This is a genomic window from Aquitalea palustris, assembly GCF_003693445.1.
Classification (GTDB): domain Bacteria; phylum Pseudomonadota; class Gammaproteobacteria; order Burkholderiales; family Chromobacteriaceae; genus Aquitalea; species Aquitalea palustris.
On sequence record NZ_RFAR01000010.1, the window covers coordinates 1 to 22,067 of the forward strand.

Consider the following 22,067-nt stretch of genomic DNA (forward strand, 5'->3'; position numbering starts at 1 on the left):
TCGGCGCGCCTTGACTCGGGTGCTCTACGAGGTTTTGTGAGCGGCTCTAAACCGGTCTCCGCCAGCCCGCGCCGCCAGCGCCGCCCCGCCGATGATGGCCACACAAGCCAAAGCCAGCGCGCCACTGGGCTGGGCCAGACCACACGCCAGCAATAGCAGGGTGGAAATCAGCGGCGCGGCATAAGACAACACCCCCAGCAAGGGCAGATTGCCCTGCTTCATGCCGATATCCCAGGTAAAGAAGGCAAGACCCACCGGCCCCAGGCCCAGGGCCAGCACGCCCAGCCAGGCCGACCACGGCGCGGACCACACCGTGGTTTCGCCATACAGATGGCACAGCCCGCCCAGCAGCGCGGTGCCTGCGCAAAACCAGCCCACGGCATCGGTCGGCACCTGTGCCACCAGCCTGCTGGCCACCGAATACAGCGACCAGATCAGCGCGCACAGCAGCGCCATCAGATAGCCGGGCAGATACTGGCTGGCAAAGCCCCCTTGCCCGCCGCCCAGCAACAGCCAGCAGCCACCCAGTGCCAACAGGCCGCCCAGCACATGCCAGCGTGACAGGCGATGGCCGGGCAGCATGGCGGAAAACAGCAGAATCAGCAGCGGCCATAAATAAGCCAGCAGGCTCACCTGCACCGCCGGGGCCAGCCGCATGGCCAGAAAATAACAAAAGTGATAACCGAACAAACCACCCACCCCCAGCGCCCAGGCCAATGGGGGCTGACGTAGAAAGCCGAGCGGCGACTGACCGGCGCGCAGCCATTTGGCCAGCATCAGGCCGAAGGCCAGCGCAAAGGTCATCGCCAGCAACTGGAAAGGCGGAAACACACCGGCAGTCAGCCGGGTCAGCAGGGCCAGACTGCCCCATAACACGATGGACAGACTGCCGATCAAGGTAGCCTGGCGGCGGCTGAGCATGGCAAATACCCGTGATGGAAAGACAATGCGCCAGCTTAATGCGCGGCCACTAGCGCGGCTTTGCCGGGATGGCGGGCTTATTTGGCAGGATGGCGGAAATGGCTGGGAGCGATACCGAAATGGCGGCGGAAGCGGTCGCTGAAGGCGGACAGGCTGGCATAGCCGCAGTGCTCGGCCACTTGCTGCACCGGCAAACTACCCTGCTCCAGCAACAGCCAGCCATGCTGCATGCGCTGTTCCAGCTGGTACTGGCCGGGGCTCATGCCCAGCTGACGGCGAAACAGCTCGGACAGCTGGCGCACGCTCAGGTGCGCGGCTGTGGCCAGTTGCGCCAGGCTGATTTCTTCGGCAAAGCGCGCATCCAGCAGCGCACGCGCCGCTGCCACGCGCCGGTCCAGCTGCAGCCCGGCCCCGGCACGCTCGGCCAGCAATTGCGTCAGCAATAACAACATCTGCCGCCGCCCGTTTTCACCCGTCTGGGGGCGTTGCAACTCCTCGCGCAAAAAGGCGACATAGGCCAGCAGACCGGCATCCAGCGGCAGGAACGCCGGCAGCTGCGCCAATTGCGGGGCCAGCGCCGTCGGCACATTGGCCACCACAAAGGCATTGTCGCCGGGCGCAGCAAAGCCGTGATCGCTACCCGCAGCGATCACCGCCAGTTGCCCGGCCTCGACATGGCCGCCCCGGCCATCGACCTCCAGCTCCAGCCGGCCACGCGCCGGCAACACCAGCTGGTGGTAATCATGCTGGTGCTGCTGGCTTTCCTGCTGATAGCTGCGCAGCTCCAGCAACAGGGTATCGGTGGTATGCATGGCGGCATGGTACTGGTTGGCCACAAGGTGGCGTCAAGTTGCAGACAAAAAAATGCCCCACCGTGAAAGGTGGGGCCAGGGGAGGAGATGGGAGCAAGCCCCGATACAACAAGATACGCCAACAACAAACTCGATCACTCAGCCCGGCTGGCTGCCCGCGACCAGCAGCTCAGGCTGGCGCAGGCCAGCGCCGGCACGGTACTGCGCCAGCCAGCCATCCAGGATGGCGCCGGCATCGGCCGGCAGATGCAGCCGCAGCTTGCTGCGCCGCCACAGGATGTCTTCGGCGCTGAGCGCCCATTCATGGTCTACCAGATAGCTCAGCTCGGCCTCGTACACGCCGGGGAGGATTTCCGCCCCCAGCTCGGCCAGCTTGCTGGCACTGCCGATCAGCGTGGCCAGCCGCGTGCCGTAACTCTTCACATAGCGCTGCAGCACAGCGGTGGGCAACCAGGGATAGCGCTGCGCACTGGCGGCAAGAAATGCCGCAGCATCGGCATTCGGCATGTCGCCGCCGGGCAGCGGCACGCCAGCCGTCCAGGTAGGCTTGCCATTGCCCAGCAGCGGGGCCAGCCGATCCACCGCCTCTTCCGCCAGCTTACGGTAGGTGGTGATCTTGCCGCCAAACACCGACAGCATCGGCGCGGCACCGTCGTCCAGCTCCAGCGCATAGTCGCGGGTCACGCTGGAGGCATTGCTGGCTTCGTCATCCAGCAGCGGGCGCACGCCGGAATAGGTGCTCAACACATCATCCGGGCCGATCTGGCTGTTGAAATAACGATTGCTCATGCGGCACAGATAATCCACCTCGTCGGCATCGATAGCCACGGCACCGGGGTCGCCGTGGTATTCCACATCGGTGGTGCCAATCAGCGTGAAGTCGTTTTCATAGGGGATGGCGAAAATGATGCGCTTGTCCGGATTCTGGAAAATATAGGCATAGGGGTGATCGAACAGCTTGTTCACCACGATATGGCTGCCCTTGACCAGACGGATGGACTTGGGCGACGGCAGCTGCAGGGTGTCTTTCAGCAGGCTTTCCACCCAGGGGCCGGCGGCATTGACCACGGCACGGGCCGCCACCTGCTCACGCTGGCCATCGCTATGCTGCAAGGTGCAGATCCAGCGCTCGCCCTCGCGCCGTGCTGCCACACAGGCGGTGCGGGTGACAATGCGCGCGCCATGTTCGGCGGCCGCCATGGCATTGAGCACTACCAGCCGGGCATCCTGCACCCAGCCATCGGAATAGACAAAACCACGCTTGAAAGCGGCCTGCAGCGGCGCGCCGGAGGGATGGCTGGCAAAGCTGATGGTTTCCGAGCCGGGTAGCACTTCGCGCCGCGCCAGGTGGTCGTACAGAAACAGGCCGCAGCGGATCATCCACTCCGGGCGCTGGCTGCTGTCATGCGGCATGACAAAGCGCAGCGGCCAGATGATGTGCGGTGCCGCCTTGAGCAGCACTTCACGCTCCTGCAGCGCCTTGCGCACCAGGCCGAATTCGTAATATTCCAGATAACGCAGGCCGCCATGAATCAGCTTGGTGCTGGCCGACGAGGTGTGCGAAGCCAGATCGTCCTTTTCGCACAGCAGCACGGACAGACCGCGCCCAGCCGCATCGCGTGCGATGCCGGTGCCATTGATGCCGCCGCCAATCACCATCAGGTCATAGAGTTTCACAGTGCAATCCTCGGTCTTGTCTGCATCCGGCCTGCGCCTGTCGCTACAGGGCAAGAAGGCGGATTCTGCTTGTTGATGCTGCTTAGCATAGAGTCATACGAATACAAATTCAACATGAAATGTTCGTTTGTTTTCGTTTTGTGCGCCACAATGTGCGTATAGGCCACAATTTTGTTTGCTTCCCCCGCCATACACCCTCCCCTGGCCGCGCCAGCACACATGCGGCAGACAAACAAAGCGCATAAAAAAAGCCACCCGCAGGTGGCTTGCCGGCCCCGAACCTCCGGGGCGACCAGGAGCAAAGCAAAATCACAGATGGGTGTAGGTCACCGCCGCCAGGGTGGCACCCAGCAAGGAGCCCACCACCGGCACCCAGGCATAGCCCCAGTCGCTGGAGCGCTTGCCGGGAATCGGCAGCAGGGCATGCATGATGCGCGGCGCCAGGTCACGCGCCGGGCTCATGGCATAGCCGGTGGTACCGCCCAGCGACACCCCGATGCCCAGCACCAGCAGCGCCACCGGCAGGGCATCCATCGCCCCCAGCGACATCTTGGGCGCCACCATGCTGAGGATGGCAAACACCAGCACAAAGGTGGCCAGCACCTCGGACAACAGGTTGCCCGGCAGGCTGCGGATGGCCGGGCCGGTGCAGAAGGTGGCCAGCTTCAGCTCGGCACATTCGGTCGTTTCGTAGTGCTTGCGGTAGATCACCCACACCAGCAGCGCCCCCATCATGCCGCCCAGCATCTGCGCCAGCACATAACCGGGCACGCGCGCCCATTCGAATTTGCCGGCCACTGCCAGCGCCACGGTCACCGCCGGGTTCAGGTGGGCACCGCTGATGGCCGCCACACTGAATACACCGACAAACACTGCCATGGCCCAGCCAAAGGCAATCACGATCAGGCCACTGTTATGGCCCTTGGTATTGCTCAGCAGCACATTGGCCACCACGCCATTGCCCAGCAACACCAACAGGGCCGTTCCGATAAATTCACCAAACAAAGGATTCATGATTTTGTCTCCGCACCAGGGCTCCCGCTACCGTCCGCTACATTGGCAGACAGCTGCTCTCCCCGGTGCTGCTACCACCGTGGCAGCCCGCTGGCGACACAAGGTCGCCGTGCCGGCTGCACGATGGACACTCAGGAAATGAAGCAAAGCAACCGCCGGATTGTGTATCCGGCCCACCGTCCGCCCGGGCATGGCGGCGGCAGGATCAGGCGGCCAGTCTGCTTCTCAGGATTCAGCCCAGGCCTTGGCGGCGTTGACTGCGCGGTTCCAGCCACGGACATTGCTGCTCACCTCTTCGGCAGCCATGTTCTGCTGGAAGCGGCGATCCAGCTGCCACTGGCCCTGGATATCCGCCACGCCATCCCAGTAACCCACGGCCAGGCCCGCCAGATATGCGGCACCCAGCGCGGTGGTTTCGGTGATTTTCGGACGTACCACATCCACGCCGAGGATGTCGGACTGGAACTGCATCAGCAGTTCGTTGACGGTGGCACCGCCATCCACGCGCAGCTCGGCAATCGCCATGCCGGCATCGGCTTCCATGGCCTTGAGCACATCCATGGTCTGGTAGGCGATGCTGTCCAGCGCGGCACGGGCGATATGTGCGGCCTTGGTGCCCAGCGTGGCACCGACAATGGTGCCGCGGGCATTCTGCTGCCAGTGCGGCGCACCCAGCCCGGCAAAGGCCGGTACCAGATACACGCCATCGCTGCTGTCCACTTCCTGCGCCAGCGGGCCGACATCGGCCGAATGGCGGATGATGCCCAGGCCGTCACGCAGCCATTTCACCACCGCGCCGCCAATGAAAATGGAGCCTTCCAGCGCGTACTGCACCTGGCCATCCACCTTCCAGGCAATGGTGGTCAGCAGATTATTGGAGGATTCAATCGGCTTGCTGCCGGTATTCATCATCATGAAGCAGCCGGTGCCGTAGGTATTCTTCACCATGCCCGGACGGGTGCACTGCTGGCCGAACAGCGCCGCCTGCTGGTCGCCAGCCACGCCGGCAATCGGGATTTCCACGCCCAGATGGGCGGCGTGGGTGTGGCCATACACTTCACTGGAGCTTTTCACTTCCGGCAGCATGCTGGCCGGGATGCCCATGATGTCCAAGAGCTCGGCATCCCACTGCTGGCTGTGGATGTTGTACAGCATGGTGCGCGAGGCATTGGACACGTCGGTCACGTGCACCTTGCCGTGGGTGAAATTCCAGATCAGCCAGCTGTCCACCGTGCCAAAGGCCAGCTTGCCGGCTTCGGCGCGGGCACGGGCGCCCGGCACATTGTCCAGAATCCACTTGATCTTGCTGCCGGAGAAATAGGCATCCACCGGCAAGCCGGTCTTGTTGCGGATGGCGTCGGCAAGGCCGCGCTCCTTCAGCTGATCGCAAAATTCCGCCGTGCGGCGGTCTTGCCAGACGATGGCGTTGTATACCGGCAGGCTGGTTTCACGGTCCCACACGATGGTGGTTTCGCGCTGGTTGGTAATGCCGATGGCGGCAATGCTGCGGCCATCGATACCGGCCTTGGCCACGGCTTCGGCCGCGACACCGGCCTGACCGCCCCAGATCTCCTGCGGGTCGTGCTCTACCCAGCCCGGCTGGGGGTAGATCTGGCGGAATTCCTTTTGTGCCAGCGAAACAATGTCGCCAGCCTGGTTGAACAGAATGGCGCGGGAACTGGTGGTTCCCTGGTCCAGAGCCAGGATGAACTGGTTTTTCATGTGAGGTGTCTCCTTTGCAATCCAAAGGGCCGTTGCGGGCCGAGCGCTTTTTGCTGACTGGTATTGACGGCATCACCTCTGACCTCCCCGCCATACTGGCCGGGAAAGCGAGGCAGCAATCTTTGTTATGTTGTTTTTTGTATTTATATTGTTCGTTTTATTTTCGGCCAATTCTAGTTGTCACGATTCAGCTGTCAATCAACACGCATAAAACTTTCGCTGCTTGCTGAAATCCGACCCGCCGCCCACGGCCAACTGGCCGTTTTGCAGCGCACGATATCGCAAATGACTATGGTCTGTAAGCACTGCACTACAAGGATTTGCGCCTTTATTGCTTTGCAGCAAACCAGGCATTTTGCCAGACGAGGCAAAATAACAACACCAGACCACCGCAGCGCAAGCAAAACGCGCATGATTCGCACCCGGAAAATTTGTCTACTGGCAAGACGGCAACACCCAGACCAAGTACCGGCAAGGTAGCGCAGCCACTACAGCGCGGATGTGGCAGCATGATGCGGAAACAAAGAGACCCTGGCAGGCAACTAGCCTGCAGATCAGGCGCACCGGACAACACCTCACGCCCGCCGGCAGCACAGGCCGGGCATCGACAAGGACCAAGACATGCTCCGCAATACCAAAATTCTCGCCACGCTGGGACCGGCATCCAGCAGCCCGCAGCAGATCCTGGCGCTGGCTCGCGCCGGGGTGAATGTGTTCCGGCTCAATATGAGCCACGGCAGCCACGACGATCACCGCGCCCGCCTGGCCGCCATCCGCGCCGCAGAAACCGCAATGGGCCGCCCCATCGGCGTGCTGGTTGATCTGCAAGGCCCCAAGCTGCGCATCGGCACTTTCCCGCAAGGCCCGGTCACCGTCCGCACCGGCCAGCCCTACCGCTTTGTGCTGGATCAGGTGGACGGCGATGCCGAGCAGGTCACCCTGCCTCACCCGGAAGCCTTTGCCGCGCTGGAGCACGGCCATCACATTCTGGTGAATGACGGCAAGCTGTCGTTTCACGTGGAACGCGTGCAGGACCGGGTGATCCACACCACGGTGGCGGTGGGCGGCGAGCTGTCCGACCGCAAGGGCTTCAACCTGCCGCAAACCATCCTGCCCTTGTCGGCCATCACCCCGAAAGACCGCAAGGACGCCGAATTCGCCCTGCAGGAAGGCGCCGACTGGATCGCCCTGTCCTTTGTGCAAACCGCCGAAGACGTGCGTGAATTGCGCCAGATGATCGGTAACAGCGTGGGCATCGTGGTGAAGATTGAAAAACCGTCAGCGGTGGATCAGCTGGACGAAATTGCCGAACTGGCCGATGCGGTGATGGTGGCCCGTGGCGATCTGGGCGTGGAATTGCCGCCGGAAGACGTGCCGGTAGTACAGCGCCGCATCGTGCACCAGTGCCGCCACCTGGGCCGCCCGGTGATCGTGGCCACCCAGATGCTGGAATCGATGATTTCCGCGCCCACCCCTACCCGCGCCGAAGCCAATGACGTGGCCACCGCCGTGTATGAAGGTGCCGATGCGGTGATGCTGTCGGCCGAAACCGCTGCCGGAGCCTTCCCGGTGGAAGCAGTGCAGATCATGGACCGGGTCATCCGCCGCGTGGAAGGGGCACCGGATTACCGCCGGGTGATGGCGCTGGACTACAGCGCGGCCGAGGCTCCCGGCCAGGCCGATGCCATTGCCGCCTGCGTACGCAAGGTAGCCTCCATCCTGCCGGTCACCGTCTCCGCCGCCTTCACCACCTCCGGCTCCACCTGCCTGCGCCTGGCGCGCGAGCGTCCGCATACCCCCATCATGGGCATCTCGCCGCGGCTGGACACCGCCCGCCGCCTGACCCTGGTGTGGGGCGTGGTGGCCTATAACGGCCCGGACGCGGAAAACCTGGAAGACATGGTGGTGAAAACCACCTTCTGCGCCACCAAACTGGGCCTGGCCGAACAGGGCAAGCCGATGGTGATCATCGCTGGCGTACCTTTCGGCACCCCGGGTGCCACCAACCTGCTGCGCATCGTCTATCCCTGATATTGATTGCCGCATGAAAAAAGCCGCCAACGGAGTCATCCGCTGGCGGCTTTGTCTTGTCCAGTTTGCTCAGTCGGTGCCGTAACGCGGCGAATGCGGTCCGAACAGCAAGCCATTGGGATGGCCGGCCGACAACAGCCGCAGGCTGGTCACGCCCGCCACATCATGGCCACTGTCACTCAGGTTGTTGGCAACCTGCCTGATCGCAGCACTGATCAGCATGCCCACCAGGCCACCACCAGAGTTGTTCTGGTTTTCGGCACTGGATGCACTGGCATGGCCCTTCCATAGCTCCACTCCGCTGCGCAAATCGACCAGCCGCGCCGAAGCCGTCACCACGGTCACGCTGTCCAGCACGGTATAGGTCGAGCCATACTTGCTGATCGTGACATACAGCGCGGCATCGGCACCAAAGATTTCACGCAGCTTGGCTGGTGCCACCTGATGGATATCACCGGCCACTGTCAGGCCATTCTGCTTGAAGGTGGCATCCACCAGCGCCACCGGCAACACGTAGTAGCCGGATTCAGCCAGCGGGTAGCTCAGCTGGGATAGCACGCTGTAGCTGGCGTTGACATCCGGTGAGTTGTTCAGCGGTGGCAGCACCAGAATGGTCCTGGGATTACTTTGCTTGTAAGCGGTGTAATCGAGCTTGGCCGGCGGGTGGCTGGCGCAGGCACTGAGCAGCGCCGCAGCCATCAGGCAGATCATCAATCGAAAAGTGTGTCGCATCTGTCTTTCCTACTTCTGGTATTTCTTCAACAGAAAGTCGATGTAGACCGCCGACTCGGGGAAAGCGGCCTTCTCGGCCTGCAATTGCTGCAAGGCCAGATCGTCACGACCGGTTTCGGCATACAGCATGCCCAGGTGGGCACGGTAGCCTGGCGGCGGCACATTACCCTTGGCAGCAATGCGCTCCAGCCCCTTTTCCAGCTCGGTGATCTGCTGCTGCGGACTCTGCCCCTTGAAGTGTTCATACACTTGCGGCTGGTAAGCTTCCCACTGGTAGAGGGTTTTCGGTGCCTGGGCGCAAGCAGCCAGCAGGCTGCAGGCCGCCACCAGCAAGGCAAGGCGTGGGGTGTTGGCTTTCATCATGGAATGGGCCTTGTCGGGTTAGCGGGCAGGCTGCCAGGCACCGGAATCCACCGCATCGGTCAGGCGGTTGACCGCCTCGCGGATGGCCAGATCCAGCACCTTGCCGTTCAGCGTCGAGTCATAGCTGGCGGTGCCGCCAAAACCGATCACTTCACGATTGGACAGGCTGTACTCACCCGCCCCCTGGGTGGAGTACACCACTTCCGAGGTCGCGGCATTGACGATGTTCAGGTTGACCTTGGCATAGGCAATCTGCTGCTTGCCACGGCCCAGAATGCCGAACAGCTGCTGGTCGCCCACTTCCTTGCGGCCAAACTCGGTGACATCACCCGTCACCACATAATCGGCACCCTTCAGCTTTTGCGACTGCTGCTTGATGCTGGCTTCCTGTTTGGTTTCCGCCATGTTTTCACGGTCCAGCACGCTGAAGCGGCCGCTTTGCTGCAGATGCGTGGTCAGGATGGTCTTGGCCTGGCTGCCCAGACGGTCGACGCCATCAGAGAACAAGCCGCGCGCATAACTGGAACGGTTATCGAACTTGCCAATGGAAATCGGCGCCCGCACCCCGGCGTAAGGTTTGGCAACACTGTTTACCTGCGCCACGGCCAGCGACTGCGAACTCTCGGTGGCACAGCCGGCCAGCGTAGCCAGCACAGCCACGGCCAACAGGACGGAAGCTTTTTGTTTCAACATCTTTCTCCAATACGAGCATTACGGTTTTTACAAATGACGGCGGCGCAATAGTGGCAGGTCATGACGGACGACCATGCTACTATTCCCAAGTCATAAAATGAATACCGTAAAATACTGTTCGGAATAAACCGGATGCTGAAAGGCCGTGTCTTTCCCTTGCCAGGCAAGGCTTGTGGCATGTCCATCCCAGCGCCAAAGGCCGGCGCAAAATACCATTTGCTTGATGCAGATCAGCCAGCACCGCGTGCTGGCCGGGCGCAGTTCAGGGCTGGCTGGACGGCCCTGGCGCGCGCCGGGCCGTGGCGGGAAGATCGCGCAGAAAGGCGTCCAGATAGGCGGCCCAGTTGGCGGCGGGATGCCGGCTCAGCCCATGGCCATCGCCATCTGCCACGGCCGGCGCGTGGACAAAGCGCGTCGGGCTGCCGCCAGCGGCAAAGGCCTGATGCCAGGCCACCGGCTCATCCGGCCCCCAGTACTGGTCGTTCTCGGCGTAGATCCACAGATTGGGCAGGGTGGTATGCCGGCCCAGTTCGCCATACAGGCGGGTCAGCTGTTCTGGCTCGCAGCTTTGTCCTGGTGATTTTTCCGGATTGCCCCCGGCGCCGCCGGCAAAATTGATATAGCCGATCACCCCGGGCGGGGTGGTGGCGCCCACCGCCACCGTCAGCAAACCGCCTACCGACTGCCCTTCCAGCACGATGGGCTGGCCCGCCCCCCAGGGCTGCTGGCCAATCCAGCGGATGGCGGCCTGCACTGCAGCACCGCCCGCCTCGGCGGTATGACGAAAATCAGGCTGACCGCTGCACTGGCCCGGCGCCAGCATGTGGGCGCTGTGATATTCCGGGTCGCCACCACCAGTGCTGCCATAGCCCGGCCGGATGGGCGCCACGATGATGAAACCCTTGTCCAGCCAGTAGGCCAGCTGGCTGCGGCCCAGCGGATATTTCAGCTGATGCCGCTCTGCCGTGCTACCGGCCCTGCCATGGGAAAACAGCAAGACCGGAAACGGTCCGTCCCCGGCGGGGCGGTACAGCAGGGCCGGCATGTCCAGCGTGCTGCCAAACACACCGGCACCGGGCAGCGGGATGCTGACTTCCTGCGGGGCAGGCAAACTGGCGGCCCGTACCGGCAGCACCAGACTGAGGGCCAGCAGCAGGGCTCGGCGGTAACAACGATATTCACGCCACATGATCACGCTCCAGAATGCCAGCCAGCAGGGTCGCCAGGCCGGCAGGGTTGTCCTCGCTCATCGCATGGCCGGCCTCGGCCAGTACGTGCACGCTCACACCATCTTGCGCCAGCCGGGTCAGCGCAGGCTGTGGCAAGGAGCGCTCACCCACCACTACATCGCGAGGCATGTTCAGCGCGTGCAACAGCTCGCGCCAGCCAGGTTCTGACCCGGCCACCAGCGACACTGCCGCCCGGTGCACCGCTGGCGCATGACTGGCCACCAGCGAGCCGGCCCACAGCGGGCTGCCTGCGCGACTGGCCAGCCGCGCCATGCGGCGCTGGCCGCGCTGGATGAATTCGTCTTCGCTCATGGCCGCCAGCGCACGACTGAAGGGGCCGCCACCGGCATCCAGATTAGGCTCCAGCAATACCAGCCTTGCCACCTTGTGCTGACGCAGGCTGCTGGCGGCAATCGCCACCGCACCGCCCATGCTGTGGCCGACGATGTCCAGCGGCGACAGGCCGAGGTGATCGATCAGGCCGGCTACCGTTTCGGCATGGGCGGCGATGGTATAGGCAAAGTCATCGGGCCGGTCGGAAAAACCAGACCCCAGCAAGTCCAGCAGCAGCCGGCGCTTTCCCGCCAGTGCCGCGTCTGCCGCCACGCGCGGGAAGTCGCTGGAACCGGCACAGCCCAGGCCATGGATGAACAATAGCGGCACACCGCTACCGGGCAGATCGTGATAGCGCAAGGCGCCGTACTGACTGTGAAAAACCTGCATGAAGCCTATCGTCCCATGGCATGAAAACGCAGGGCATAGTCTACCGCGAGCGGGCAGGCGCGCGCAGGCCGCCGTTTTTTAAACACCAGGCTGACAAGAAAACAGGCCGCATGCTGCGGCCTGTGGTCTGTGGTCTGTAACAGCGCTGACGCTGCTGTTATTTCTTGCTGTAGAGCTGGTCGAACACACCGCCATCGGCAAAGTGCTTTTTCTGGGTAGCACGCCAGTCGCCAAATACATCCTTGAGGGTGAACAGCTTTACCTTGGGAAACTGGCTGGCATACTTGGCCGCAATCTTGGGATCACGCGGACGGTAGTAGTTTTCGGCGGCAATGGTCTGGCCTTCCGGGGTGTACAGGAACTTCAGGTAAGCCTCGGCCTGCTTGCGCGTGCCTTTCTTGTCCACCACCTTGTCCACCACCGCCACCGGCGGCTCGGCCAGAATGGAAATCGACGGCGTCACGATATCGAACTTGTCCGGCCCCATTTCCTTGATGGCCAGCACGGCTTCGTTTTCCCAGGCCAGCAGCACATCACCCAGGCCGCGTTGGGTAAAGGTCAGCGTGGCACCACGCGCACCGGAGTCCAGCACCGGCACATGCTTGTACAGTTCGCTGACATAAGCCCGCGCCTTGGCCTCATTGCCGCCGTTTTTCTTCAGGGCATAGCCCCAGGCCGCCAGATAGTTCCAGCGTGCGCCGCCGGAGGTTTTCGGATTGGGCGTGATCACCTGTACATCATTGCGCACTAGGTCCCCCCAGTCCTTGATGCCTTTCGGATTCCCCTTTTTCACCAGGAACACGATGGTGGAGGTATAGGGCGAGCTATTGTCCGGCAGGCGGCTTTGCCAGTTTTTCGGCAGCAGGCCTTCGTCAGCCAGCACATCGATGTCGTAGGCCAGTGCCAGTGTGGCCACATCGGCCGCCAGACCATGCTGGATGGACAGCGACTGCTTGCCCGAACCACCGTGCGACTGCTTGATGGTGAGTTCTTCGCCGGTTTTTTTCTTCCACTGCTCGGCAAAGGCCTTGTTCACGTCCTGGTAGAGTTCGCGGGTCGGATCGTAGGACACATTGAGCAATTCGGCCGCCTTGAGCGGGCTCACGGCCAGCAGCAGCACGGCTGCCAGCGCTTTCAGATTGGTGCGGATAGTCATGGGTGGCTCCTGAGGCTATGGGCTGGTATGGGCCACACTGTAATCAGGATTTGTTTAGTTCCAGAAATGATTGTTTTTCATTCTGTTATTCGAATTAAGTCTATGCAAACCGTGCTGTTAATTTCTAAATTGCATATAAAAACAATTATTTATTACTTTTTGAGCTATTTGGTTTGTCCTATAGTAGCGACTTCAGGATAAGGACTGCGCCATGACGCGATTTGCCGACGATTTCGATTTCATCATCCAGCCCGGCTGGAAGGGAAGTGGTGCCGACCACTGGCAAAGCCATTGGCAGCAGCGCCTGCAGGCCATCCGGGTGGAGAACAGCAACTGGGAACAGCCCGATCTGGAAAGCTGGCTGCAAGGGCTGGAGCAGGCGCTGTCACAAGCGCGCCGTCCGGCCATCGTCATCGCCCACAGCCTGGGCTGCATTACCGTGGCGCACTATGCGCGCCGCCACCCTGAGCGCATTGCCGCCGCGCTGCTGGTGGCTCCGGCTGATGTGGAGCGTCCTTTCGTCCCGCGCGAACTGCAGCCCTTCGCTCCGCTGCCACGCCAGCCCTTGCCCTTTGTCAGCCGGGTGGTAGCCAGCGACAACGACCCTTTCTGCAAGCCGGCCCGTGCAGCGCGGCTGGCCGGCTACTGGCAAAGCCCGCTCACCTGGCTGCCGCAGGCCGGGCATATCAATGTGGCCTCCGGCCATACCCAGTGGGAAGAAGGGCTGGCCTTGCTGCCGCCCTTGCTGGAGCGCGCCCGCGCCCAGCGCCAGGCGGCGGCCTGATGCGCTCACCCGCTGCGGCGGGAACTGTCCTTTTCTGATGTCATCCAAGCATCTTTGACCGCGCTGGCCGGCAGTGTCACACTCCCTGCCAGCCTGTTTCTGATGCCCAGAGCGGCTGACAGCTGGTTTTCCTGCCGCAAGACCTGCGCTGCAGCATGCTTGTCACCCGCTCTTATTCCCAAAAGGATGTCCCATGTTTGCTGCTAGCCCGATCAAGACCGCCATTGCCGCCATTGCGCTGACCCTGCCCATGCTGGCCCATGCCGATGCCGCACAGGATGCCGCCGCCAAGGAACTGGCCCAGGTGATCGGCCTGAACAATATGCCGAACGACCTGGCCAACCGCACTACCGGTTCGGCCGCCCCGCTGCTGCAGGAATATTTCGTCAAGAACAAGATCAACCTGACCGCAGAACAACAAAAGAAGGCCCAGGATGGCTTCAAGGGCTACGCGGATGGCGTGCACAAGAGCGCGACCGATTATTTCAACTCGCCCGCAGTGAAAAAGCAGTTTGAACAGGAAGTGGTCAAGAATTACAGCGCCCAGTTCTCCGCCGCCGAAATGCAGCAGATCGTGGCTTTCTACAAGACGCCCGCTGGCCAGAAGCTGATGAAACAGCAGCCGCTGGTGATCGACGGCATCATGAAGAGCATGCTGGGTTCGGCCGAAAAAACCCTGCTGCCGAAAATGCGCAGCGCTGCCGAGGCCTATGGCAAGTCCATTACCAAGTAAGCCTGGCTTGACCCGCAGCAGCAACGGCCCGTACGGGCCGTTTTGCATTGCCCACAGGGTAGTCAGGCATGCGGGTACATCAGGATGCTCTTGGTAAACGCGCAGACCACCAGGCCCGGATTGTGATAGCTGTACACCTGGTCCAGGGCAAAAGTGAGGGACTGCCCGGCCTGCAGCACATGCCGCTGCTGTTGCTGGGGCAGCAGTAATTCCAGCTGGCCATCCAGCATATACAGCACTTCGTGGCAACCGGGGGCATCGGCCTCGGCGTGGTAGCTGTCACCAGCCGCCAGCTGCCAGCGCCACAGCTCCAGCGTCATGCCGGGCTTGAGCACCGACTCCAGCAGGCTGCCATGGCTGTCGTCCTGTACCCCCTGCCAGATGCGCAGGGGTAGCCCCAGTTCCTTGTCCGCCAGTGGCGGCGGCCGCACCACCTCGGCAAAACTCATTCCCAGCGCAGAGGCCAGCTTGTCCACGGTGGCGATGCTGGCATTGCTTTCACCGGCTTCGATATTCACCAGCATGCGCCGGCTGATGCCGGCCAGCTCGGCCAGCCGCTCCTGGCTATAGCCCTGCTGCTGCCGCGCCAGGCGCAAATTGGCCGACACATTCTGCATTACTTCCAGCGAACCGTTACTCATGGCATTGAGCAATATATTGCACAAATAATAACAAGTGCATTATATTGCACTTATCCCCCACCAGCAATGCACGACACGCCATCATGACTACCCTGACTGCCAGCGCCAGCCTGCCACCACGCCACTCCCGCCTGCCCGATATGGTGCTCATCGTGGTCACCATGATCTGGGGCGGCACCTTTCTGGTGGTGCAGAACGCCTTGCAATGGGCCGGCCCCTTCGGCTTTGTCGGCCTGCGTTTTGCCGTGGCCGGGCTGATTGCCATGTTGCTGTGCTGGCGCGAACTGGCCGGCATCCGCCGCACCGAACTATTGACCGGCCTGCTGGTGGGCAGTGTGCTGTTTGGCAGCTACAGCCTGCAGACTCTCGGCCTGCAGCTGATTCCCAGCAGCAAGTCGGCCTTTCTCACCGGGCTGTATGTGCCGCTGGTGCCGCTATTCCAGCTGTTGCTGTTTCGCCGCCATCCCCGGCTGGCTGCCTGGCTGGGCATTCTTGTCGCTTTTGCCGGACTGGTGCTGCTGTCCGACCCGCGCGGCCTGCACTTCAACTTCGGCGCGGGTGAATGGCTGACCTTGGCCGGTGCTGCGATGATCGCGCTGGAAATCAGCCTGGTCGGACGCTTTGCCGGCCAGTGCCACCCACGACGGGTGGCGGTGGTGCAGCTACTGACCGTCGCCCTGTTATCCGGCTGCGGCTGGCTGATCAGCGGTGAAGCCGCCCCGCAACCACAGCCTGGCCTGTTGCTGAGCCTGCTGGGCATGGGTCTGGCTACCGCGCTGATCCAGATCGCCATGAACTGGGCACAGAAAACCGTGCCCGCCACCCGTGCCACCATCATCTATGCCATGGAGCCGGTGTGGGCCGGCCTGGTGGGCGCGCTGGCCGGCGAACAACTGGGCATCATGGCCATCAGCGGCGCGGCGCTGATCGTAGCCAGCGTGTTGATCAGCCAGCTGGGGAGCCGCAACCCGCACTGAACCGCCGGGCACGGACAAACCACTTGCCAGTACCCGCACAGCGGCGCATAAACAGCTGCACTGCTTCACCGGCCCAGCTTCATGTCCGACTACATCACGCTGCTTGATCAGGTTCGCCATTGCCAGCTGTGCGCGGCACAGCTGCCCCTGGGCCCGCGCCCGGTGCTGCAGCTGCACCCGGCAGCCCGCTTGCTGATTGCCGGGCAGGCGCCCGGCCGCAAGGTGCATGCCTCGGGCATTCCGTTTGACGATGCCAGTGGCGCACGCCTGCGCGACTGGCTGGGCCTGGACGCCACACAGTTTTACGACCCGACACTGGTGGCCATTCTGCCCATGGGTTTCTGCTATCCCGGCACGGGCCCCCATGGCGACCTGCCGCCACGGCCGGAATGTGCCGCCCACTGGCGTGTCCCCTTGCTGCAGCAATTGCCCGCGCTGCAGCTGACACTGGTGCTGGGTCAGCATGCGCTGGCCTGGCATCTGCCGGATGCCGGCAATATCACCACAGCGGTGCGCAACTGGCAGGCCAGCTGGCCACATATCTTGCCGCTGCCCCACCCCAGCCCGCGCAACAATCTGTGGCTGCAGCGCAATCCCTGGTTTGCCGCCGAGGTACTGCCGGCCCTGCGCCAGCGAGTCGAACAACTGCTGACCGCCAGCTGAACGGTTTTCTGCAGCACATTTGACCGGCTGGTTTGCCAAACCACCCGGCGCGTGATTACTCTTGCCGCTTGTCCGAACCAACCCTGTCTGCCATGAAACCTGTCGATCTGCTCAAGGGCCTGTGCGCCATCGTGCTGGCTCTTGCCTTCCTGCTGTGGCTGTATGGCACCTTCACCAACCAGCCGGATTTTGTTACCGCTGCCATGTGGCTGGGTGATGTGCTTGTCATGCTGCCGGCCTACCTGATTCCCACCATTACCGCCTGGCTGGTGAAAAGCCCGCGCCTGAAAACCATTGCCCTGCTCAATATTCTGGGTGGCTGGCTGCTGATTCCCTGGATCATCGCCATGGGCATGGCCATCAAGCGTGACGACCTGCGCGCGCAGGACTGAGCCGGTTTCGCCGCCAGCTGCCTTGCTGCCGGCGGCAGCCTTCCCGTAAGCTGCCGCCATGTCTGCCTTCCTCCCCCGCCTGCTGTTCTCTGCCCTGTTGCGCCCCTTTCTGCGCGACCGGCTCTTGCATGTGCTGCTAATCCTGATGCTGTTGCTGTGGCTGCCGCAGCCGGCCGCCGTCAGCCAGTTTGCCCACTGGATAGACTGGCCCACCATCGCCACCCTGGCCGGTCTGCTCTTGCTCACCAAAGGCGTGGAATCCAGCGGCTATCTGAGCCATCTGGGCCGGCTCATCATCAACCGTCTGCCAAACGAACGGGCGCTGGCGCTGTTTCTGGTCTGCATGTCCGCCCTGCTGTCCACCGTGCTCACCAATGATGTGGCGCTGTTCATCGTGGTGCCGCTCACCCTCAGCCTGCGTGGCATGGCCGGCCTGCCGATTGGCCGGCTGGTGATTTTCGAAGCACTGGCGGTGAATGCCGGCTCCTTGCTCACTCCCATCGGCAATCCGCAAAACATCCTGCTGTGGCAGCTATCGGGGCTGTCCTTTGCCGGTTTCACCTGGCAGATGGCCCCGCTGGCACTGGGCTGCACGGCCCTGCTGCTGCTGGCCACCGCGCTGGCCTTTCCCAAGCAACCGATCCACACCCAACTGCATGACGATGCCAGCGGCTACCAGCCACGCTTGCTGGCGGCATGCGCCTTGCTGTATGTCGGTTTTGTGCTGGCGCTGGAGTCGGGCCACCCCGGCTGGGGGCTGGCTGCCGTCGTGGCGGGAGTGGCCTTGCTGCGCCCGGCCCTGCTGCTGGCGGTGGACTGGAGCCTGATCGCCGTGTTCATGCTGATGTTTGTTGATATCCGCCTGCTCACCCAGCTGCCGCTGGTACGCCACTGGACCGATGCCGTGGCCGGGCTGGACACCACAGGCTTATACCTGACCGCCCTGCTAGGCTCACAGCTGATCAGCAATGTGCCGGCCACCATCCTGCTGGTGAAATACAGCAGCGCCTACAAGGTACTGGCCTATGCGGTGAATGCCGGCGGCTTTGGCTGTGTGCTGGGTTCGCTGGCCAATCTGATCGCCCTGCGCATGGCCGGCGAGCGTGGCATCTGGATGCAGTTTCATCTGTATTCGCTGCCGGCGCTGCTGCTGGCCGGGGTGCTGGGCTACTTTCTGCGCTAAACCAGCACACGCAAAAAAGCCCGGCTACCATCACGGTGCCGGGCCAAATCCCTGACTGAGGGCCGTTCTTACAAAGAGGGCAGCAGGCCAGCTGCGACAAAGCGGTTGTAGCTGCCGCTGGCCACCAGCGCTGCGGCTTTTTCGATGTCCGGCGCGAAGTAGCGGTCCTTGTCGTAGAAGGACACTTGTGCACGCAGCTCGGCCTTGGCTTCTTCCAGCTTGGCGCTGGCCTTGTGTGGCGCGCGGAAATCCACGCCCTGGCAGGCAGCCAGCAACTCGACAGCCAGAATGCCGGCCGTGTTACCGGCCATGTCGCGCAGGCGGCGACCGGCAAAGGTGGCCATCGATACGTGGTCTTCCTGGTTGGCACTGGTCGGCAGGCTGTCCACCGAAGCCGGGTGCGCCAGCGATTTGTTTTCCGAAGCCAGCGCCGCGCCGGTGACCTGGGCGATCATGAAGCCGGAGTTCACCCCGCCGTTATTCACCAGGAAGGGCGGCAGCTTGGACAGGTTGCTGTCGATCAGCAGCGCCATGCGGCGTTCGGACAGCGAGCCGATTTCGGCAATGGCCAGCGCCAGGTTATCGGCGGCAAAGGCCACCGGTTCGGCGTGGAAATTGCCGCCGGACAGGATGTCGTTGTCGTCGCTGAATACCAGCGGATTGTCCGAAACCGAGTTGGCTTCCACTTCCAGCACGCTGGCGGAGTGGCGGATCTGGGTCAGGCAGGCACCCATCACCTGCGGCTGGCAGCGCAGGCTGTACGGGTCTTGCACCTTGCCGCAGTTTTCGTGCGAGTGTTCGATTTCGCTGTGTTCCAGCAGCGCGCGGTAGGCGCTGGCGGCGTCGATCTGGCCGGCATGGCCGCGCACGGCGTGGATGCGCGCATCAAACGGGGTACGGCTACCCTGCGCCGCTTCCACCGACATCGAGCCCGCCACCACGGCCGAGGCGAACAGGTCTTCCGCCGCAAACAGGCCTTCCAGGGCAAAGGCGGTGGAGGCTTGCGTGCCGTTCAGCAGGGCCAGGCCTTCTTTCGGGGCCAGGGTAATGGGCTGCAGACCAGCGGCCAGCATGGCTTCCCGGCCATGTACGCGCTGGCCGTTGACGAAGGCTTCGCCCTCGCCGATCAGCACCGCGCTCATATGCGACAGCGGGGCCAGGTCGCCGGAGGCGCCCACCGAACCCTTTTGCGGAATCACCGGGTAGATGCCGTGGTTGAACAGGGTGACCAAGGCTTCGATCACCTGACGGCGGATGCCGGAGAAGCCACGCGCCAGCGAGTTGATTTTCAGTGCCATCACCAGACGCACGGTGGAATCGTCCATCGGCGCGCCAATGCCAGCTGCGTGCGACAGCACGATGGAGCGTTGCAGCAGCTCCAGTTCGTCCGCCGCGATGCGGGTATTGGCCAGCAGGCCAAAGCCGGTGTTGATGCCATAGGCGGTGCGCCCTTCGGACAGCACACGTGCCACGGTGGCGGCAGCGGCGTCGATGCCGGCGTGGCTGCTGGCATCCAGTTGCAGCTTGAGGCCGGTTTCACGTGAAACGCGGCGCAGGTCGGCCAGTGTCAGTTGGCCCGGTACGATATTGAGAATGCTCATGGTTTCAGTCTCTATTGATTGTCAGCTGGCCTCACGCCCGCAGGCGTGGCCGGATATGTTCTTGTTATCGTGCATGCCCTGCCTCCAATGGCAGGGCAATAACGCTGATGACGTGATTTCTGCACAGAGAATGCCCCAGTCAAGGCGCGCCGACGCAGACAGTACACGGAGTACGGCAAGGAGGCGCAACGCTGGATGGGGCATTCTCTACCTGGCTTATTTCAGCATCGGCAGATCCAGGCCCTGCTCACGGGCGCAGTTCCTGGCGATGTCGTAGCCCGCATCGGCATGACGCATCACGCCGGTGCCCGGGTCGTTGCGCAGCACGCGGCCCACGCGCTTGGCGGCTTCATCGCTGCCATCACACACGATCACCACGCCGGAGTGCTGCGAGAAGCCCATGCCCACACCACCGCCGTGGTGCAAGGAGACCCAGGTGGCACCGCCGGCGGTATTCAGCAGGGCGTTGAGCAGCGGCCAGTCGGACACGGCATCCGAGCCATCCAGCATGGATTCGGTTTCGCGGTTGGGCGAAGCCACCGAACCGGAGTCCAGATGGTCACGGCCAATCACGATCGGCGCCTTGAGTTCGCCATTCTTCACCATTTCGTTGAAGGCCGCACCCAGACGGGCGCGATCTTTCAGGCCCACCCAGCAGATACGTGCCGGCAAGCCCTGGAAGCTGATGCGTTCACGCGCCATGTCCAGCCAGTTGTGCAGGTGCGGATCATCCGGGATCAGCTCTTTCACCTTGGCGTCGGTCTTGTAGATGTCTTCCGGGTCGCCGGACAGCGCCACCCAGCGGAAGGGGCCAATGCCTTCGCAGAACAGCGGGCGAACATAGGCCGGGACAAAGCCGGGGAAGTCGAAGGCATTCTGTACGCCCTCTTCCAGCGCCATCTGGCGGATGTTGTTGCCGTAGTCCAGCGTGGCGGCGCCGCGCTCCTGCAGGGTCAGCATGGCGCGTACTTGCACCGCCATGGACTTCTTGGCGGCGGCGGTAATTTCAGCGGCGCTGTTTTGCTGCTTGGCACGCCACTCTTCCACCGTCCAGCCTTGCGGCAGGTAGCCGTGCACCGGGTCGTGGGCGGAGGTCTGGTCGGTCACCACATCCGGGGTGATCCCACGGTTCACCAGCTCGGTGAACACGTCAGCGGCATTACCCAGCAGGCCGACCGATACGGCCTTGCCGCTGTGCTTGGCGTCTTCGATGATGGCCAGCGCCTCGTCAAGCGATGTGGCCTTGCGGTCGACATAACGGGTTTTCAGGCGGAAATCGATGCGGCTTTCGTCACACTCGACCGCCAGCATGCTGAAGCCGGCCATGGTGGCGGCCAGCGGCTGCGCACCACCCATGCCACCCAGACCACCGGTCAGAATCCAGCGGCCTTGCGCCTTGCCGTCGAAATGCTGGCGGGCGACGGCAACGAATGTCTCATAAGTGCCTTGTACGATGCCTTGCGAACCGATGTAGATCCAGGAGCCGGCAGTCATCTGGCCGTACATCATCAGGCCCTTTTTATCCAGCTCGTTGAAGTGTTCCCAGTTGGCCCAGTGCGGCACCAGATTGGAGTTGGCGATCAGCACGCGCGGCGCATCGGCATGGGTGTTGAACACGCCCACCGGCTTGCCGGACTGGATCAGCAGGGTCTGGTCGTCTTCCAGGCGCTTGAGCACGTCCAGAATGGTGTCGTAGCACTCCCAGTTGCGGGCAGCGCGGCCAATGCCGCCATACACCACCAGGCTTTGCGGATGCTCGGCCACTTCGGCGTCCAGATTGTTCTGGATCATGCGGTAGACGGCTTCGGTCAGCCAGCTCTTGCAGGAGAGCTCGGTGCCGCGCGGGGCGCGGATGACGCGAGTCGGGTCGAAACGGCTGTCTTGTTGTGATGCGCTCATGGGTTGTCTCCTTGGTACTGCCATGTTGGCGGGCAACTGCCCTGAATTCCTTACCGGGAACCGATAACAAAACCCTCGCTCCAGCGTTGCGCCGCCTTGCCGTACGCCATGTACTGTCTGC

At 62.8% G+C, this 22,067-nt stretch carries 21 protein-coding genes; 7 read left to right on the plus strand and 14 right to left on the minus strand.

The genetic code is table 11. From position 1 onward, the window contains the following. Window positions 1-24: 24 nt before the first annotated feature. From yddG to glpK, 5 genes are all read right to left on the minus strand, one after another. A complete protein-coding gene (gene yddG / locus EAY64_RS03440) occupies window positions 25-921 on the minus strand; it encodes an aromatic amino acid exporter YddG (protein ID WP_103523398.1) in 897 nt (298 codons plus the stop codon). A 77-nt stretch (window positions 922-998) separates the two neighbouring features. Further along, window positions 999-1,733, minus strand: a complete 735-nt coding sequence (locus EAY64_RS03445) for a helix-turn-helix transcriptional regulator (protein WP_103523417.1) — start codon at window positions 1,731-1,733, stop codon at window positions 999-1,001. Between the two features lie 138 nt (window positions 1,734-1,871). Further along, a complete protein-coding gene (gene glpD, locus EAY64_RS03450) occupies window positions 1,872-3,410 on the minus strand; it encodes a glycerol-3-phosphate dehydrogenase (protein WP_199734379.1) in 1,539 nt (512 codons plus the stop codon). Window positions 3,411-3,719: 309 nt separating this feature from the next. Continuing rightward, complete coding sequence (locus EAY64_RS03455; protein ID WP_103523399.1) at window positions 3,720-4,424, minus strand: MIP/aquaporin family protein; 705 nt, start codon at window positions 4,422-4,424, stop codon at window positions 3,720-3,722. Window positions 4,425-4,649: 225 nt separating this feature from the next. Further along, complete coding sequence (gene glpK / locus EAY64_RS03460) at window positions 4,650-6,146, minus strand: glycerol kinase GlpK (protein ID WP_103523400.1); 1,497 nt, start codon at window positions 6,144-6,146, stop codon at window positions 4,650-4,652. A gap of 621 nt (window positions 6,147-6,767) precedes the next feature. Here glpK and pyk point away from each other — a divergent pair. Beyond that, window positions 6,768-8,177 carry a pyruvate kinase gene (gene pyk / locus EAY64_RS03465; RefSeq protein WP_103523401.1) on the plus strand — a complete coding sequence of 470 codons (1,410 nt, stop codon included), beginning with the start codon at window positions 6,768-6,770 and terminating at the stop codon, window positions 8,175-8,177. Between the two features lie 69 nt (window positions 8,178-8,246). On the opposite strand, the gene EAY64_RS03470 is transcribed toward pyk, so the two are convergent. From EAY64_RS03470 to EAY64_RS03495, 6 genes are all read right to left on the minus strand, one after another. After that, on the minus strand, window positions 8,247-8,909 hold the full coding sequence (locus tag EAY64_RS03470) for a DUF799 domain-containing protein (protein WP_103523402.1): 663 nt from the start codon (window positions 8,907-8,909) through the stop codon (window positions 8,247-8,249). Window positions 8,910-8,918: 9 nt separating this feature from the next. Continuing rightward, window positions 8,919-9,272 (minus strand): DUF4810 domain-containing protein, encoded by a 354-nt coding sequence (locus tag EAY64_RS03475; protein WP_103523403.1) that lies wholly within the window; start codon window positions 9,270-9,272, stop codon window positions 8,919-8,921. A gap of 18 nt (window positions 9,273-9,290) precedes the next feature. Beyond that, window positions 9,291-9,965 carry a CsgG/HfaB family protein gene (locus EAY64_RS03480; RefSeq protein ID WP_103523404.1) on the minus strand — a complete coding sequence of 225 codons (675 nt, stop codon included), beginning with the start codon at window positions 9,963-9,965 and terminating at the stop codon, window positions 9,291-9,293. A gap of 262 nt (window positions 9,966-10,227) precedes the next feature. Beyond that, window positions 10,228-11,154: an alpha/beta hydrolase family protein gene (locus EAY64_RS03485; protein ID WP_103523405.1), complete on the minus strand. Its 927-nt coding sequence runs from the start codon at window positions 11,152-11,154 to the stop codon at window positions 10,228-10,230. Further along, entirely contained in the window at window positions 11,144-11,917 is a 774-nt protein-coding gene (locus EAY64_RS03490) for an alpha/beta fold hydrolase (protein WP_103523406.1), read from the minus strand. Before EAY64_RS03490 ends, EAY64_RS03485 begins: the two co-directional genes overlap by 11 nt. Before the next feature lie 157 nt (window positions 11,918-12,074). Beyond that, window positions 12,075-13,073, minus strand: coding sequence for a sulfate ABC transporter substrate-binding protein (locus EAY64_RS03495; RefSeq protein WP_103523407.1), 999 nt, complete (start codon window positions 13,071-13,073; stop codon window positions 12,075-12,077). A gap of 211 nt (window positions 13,074-13,284) precedes the next feature. On the opposite strand from EAY64_RS03495, the gene EAY64_RS03500 reads away from it, so the two are divergent. Beyond that, the gene (locus EAY64_RS03500) at window positions 13,285-13,857 is read left to right on the plus strand and encodes an RBBP9/YdeN family alpha/beta hydrolase (protein WP_103523408.1); all 573 of its coding nucleotides are present in this window, start codon (window positions 13,285-13,287) and stop codon (window positions 13,855-13,857) included. A 193-nt stretch (window positions 13,858-14,050) separates the two neighbouring features. Further along, window positions 14,051-14,590 carry a DUF2059 domain-containing protein gene (locus tag EAY64_RS03505; RefSeq protein ID WP_103523409.1) on the plus strand — a complete coding sequence of 180 codons (540 nt, stop codon included), beginning with the start codon at window positions 14,051-14,053 and terminating at the stop codon, window positions 14,588-14,590. A gap of 62 nt (window positions 14,591-14,652) precedes the next feature. Here the strand turns inward: EAY64_RS03505 and EAY64_RS03510 are convergent, their stop codons facing one another. Further along, on the minus strand, window positions 14,653-15,231 hold the full coding sequence (locus EAY64_RS03510) for a helix-turn-helix transcriptional regulator (RefSeq protein WP_103523410.1): 579 nt from the start codon (window positions 15,229-15,231) through the stop codon (window positions 14,653-14,655). An 83-nt stretch (window positions 15,232-15,314) separates the two neighbouring features. Between EAY64_RS03510 and EAY64_RS03515 the strand changes: the two genes are divergently transcribed. The 4 genes from EAY64_RS03515 (at window position 15,315) to EAY64_RS03530 (ending at window position 18,446) form a co-directional block, all read left to right on the plus strand. After that, window positions 15,315-16,208 (plus strand): DMT family transporter, encoded by an 894-nt coding sequence (locus EAY64_RS03515; RefSeq protein WP_103523411.1) that lies wholly within the window; start codon window positions 15,315-15,317, stop codon window positions 16,206-16,208. A gap of 81 nt (window positions 16,209-16,289) precedes the next feature. Continuing rightward, a complete protein-coding gene (locus tag EAY64_RS03520) occupies window positions 16,290-16,871 on the plus strand; it encodes a uracil-DNA glycosylase family protein (protein ID WP_103523412.1) in 582 nt (193 codons plus the stop codon). A 92-nt stretch (window positions 16,872-16,963) separates the two neighbouring features. Continuing rightward, on the plus strand, window positions 16,964-17,263 hold the full coding sequence (locus EAY64_RS03525) for a superinfection immunity protein (protein WP_103523413.1): 300 nt from the start codon (window positions 16,964-16,966) through the stop codon (window positions 17,261-17,263). A 58-nt stretch (window positions 17,264-17,321) separates the two neighbouring features. After that, window positions 17,322-18,446 (plus strand): SLC13 family permease, encoded by a 1,125-nt coding sequence (locus EAY64_RS03530; protein ID WP_103523414.1) that lies wholly within the window; start codon window positions 17,322-17,324, stop codon window positions 18,444-18,446. Between the two features lie 68 nt (window positions 18,447-18,514). On the opposite strand, the gene hutH is transcribed toward EAY64_RS03530, so the two are convergent. Further along, window positions 18,515-20,047 (minus strand): histidine ammonia-lyase, encoded by a 1,533-nt coding sequence (gene hutH / locus EAY64_RS03535; RefSeq protein ID WP_103523415.1) that lies wholly within the window; start codon window positions 20,045-20,047, stop codon window positions 18,515-18,517. 216 nt (window positions 20,048-20,263) lie between these two features. Further along, complete coding sequence (gene hutU / locus EAY64_RS03540; protein WP_103523416.1) at window positions 20,264-21,946, minus strand: urocanate hydratase; 1,683 nt, start codon at window positions 21,944-21,946, stop codon at window positions 20,264-20,266. Window positions 21,947-22,067: the final 121 nt, after the last annotated feature.

Bases quoted from the DNA above. Each gene is read 5' to 3' on its own strand.
- yddG (WP_103523398.1), bottom strand. From the start codon at position 921: ATGCTCAGCCGCCGCCAGGCTACCTTGATCGGCAGTCTGTCCATCGTG.
- EAY64_RS03445 (WP_103523417.1), bottom strand. From the start codon at position 1,733: ATGCATACCACCGATACCCTGTTGCTGGAGCTGCGCAGCTATCAGCAG.
- EAY64_RS03455 (WP_103523399.1), bottom strand. From the start codon at position 4,424: ATGAATCCTTTGTTTGGTGAATTTATCGGAACGGCCCTGTTGGTGTTG.
- glpK (WP_103523400.1), bottom strand. From the start codon at position 6,146: ATGAAAAACCAGTTCATCCTGGCTCTGGACCAGGGAACCACCAGTTCC.
- pyk (WP_103523401.1), top strand. From the start codon at position 6,768: ATGCTCCGCAATACCAAAATTCTCGCCACGCTGGGACCGGCATCCAGC.
- EAY64_RS03470 (WP_103523402.1), bottom strand. From the start codon at position 8,909: ATGCGACACACTTTTCGATTGATGATCTGCCTGATGGCTGCGGCGCTG.
- EAY64_RS03475 (WP_103523403.1), bottom strand. From the start codon at position 9,272: ATGATGAAAGCCAACACCCCACGCCTTGCCTTGCTGGTGGCGGCCTGC.
- EAY64_RS03480 (WP_103523404.1), bottom strand. From the start codon at position 9,965: ATGTTGAAACAAAAAGCTTCCGTCCTGTTGGCCGTGGCTGTGCTGGCT.
- EAY64_RS03485 (WP_103523405.1), bottom strand. From the start codon at position 11,154: ATGTGGCGTGAATATCGTTGTTACCGCCGAGCCCTGCTGCTGGCCCTC.
- EAY64_RS03490 (WP_103523406.1), bottom strand. From the start codon at position 11,917: ATGCAGGTTTTTCACAGTCAGTACGGCGCCTTGCGCTATCACGATCTG.
- EAY64_RS03495 (WP_103523407.1), bottom strand. From the start codon at position 13,073: ATGACTATCCGCACCAATCTGAAAGCGCTGGCAGCCGTGCTGCTGCTG.
- EAY64_RS03500 (WP_103523408.1), top strand. From the start codon at position 13,285: ATGACGCGATTTGCCGACGATTTCGATTTCATCATCCAGCCCGGCTGG.
- EAY64_RS03505 (WP_103523409.1), top strand. From the start codon at position 14,051: ATGTTTGCTGCTAGCCCGATCAAGACCGCCATTGCCGCCATTGCGCTG.
- EAY64_RS03510 (WP_103523410.1), bottom strand. From the start codon at position 15,231: ATGAGTAACGGTTCGCTGGAAGTAATGCAGAATGTGTCGGCCAATTTG.
- EAY64_RS03515 (WP_103523411.1), top strand. From the start codon at position 15,315: ATGACTACCCTGACTGCCAGCGCCAGCCTGCCACCACGCCACTCCCGC.
- EAY64_RS03520 (WP_103523412.1), top strand. From the start codon at position 16,290: ATGTCCGACTACATCACGCTGCTTGATCAGGTTCGCCATTGCCAGCTG.
- EAY64_RS03525 (WP_103523413.1), top strand. From the start codon at position 16,964: ATGAAACCTGTCGATCTGCTCAAGGGCCTGTGCGCCATCGTGCTGGCT.
- EAY64_RS03530 (WP_103523414.1), top strand. From the start codon at position 17,322: ATGTCTGCCTTCCTCCCCCGCCTGCTGTTCTCTGCCCTGTTGCGCCCC.
- hutH (WP_103523415.1), bottom strand. From the start codon at position 20,047: ATGAGCATTCTCAATATCGTACCGGGCCAACTGACACTGGCCGACCTG.
- hutU (WP_103523416.1), bottom strand. From the start codon at position 21,946: ATGAGCGCATCACAACAAGACAGCCGTTTCGACCCGACTCGCGTCATC.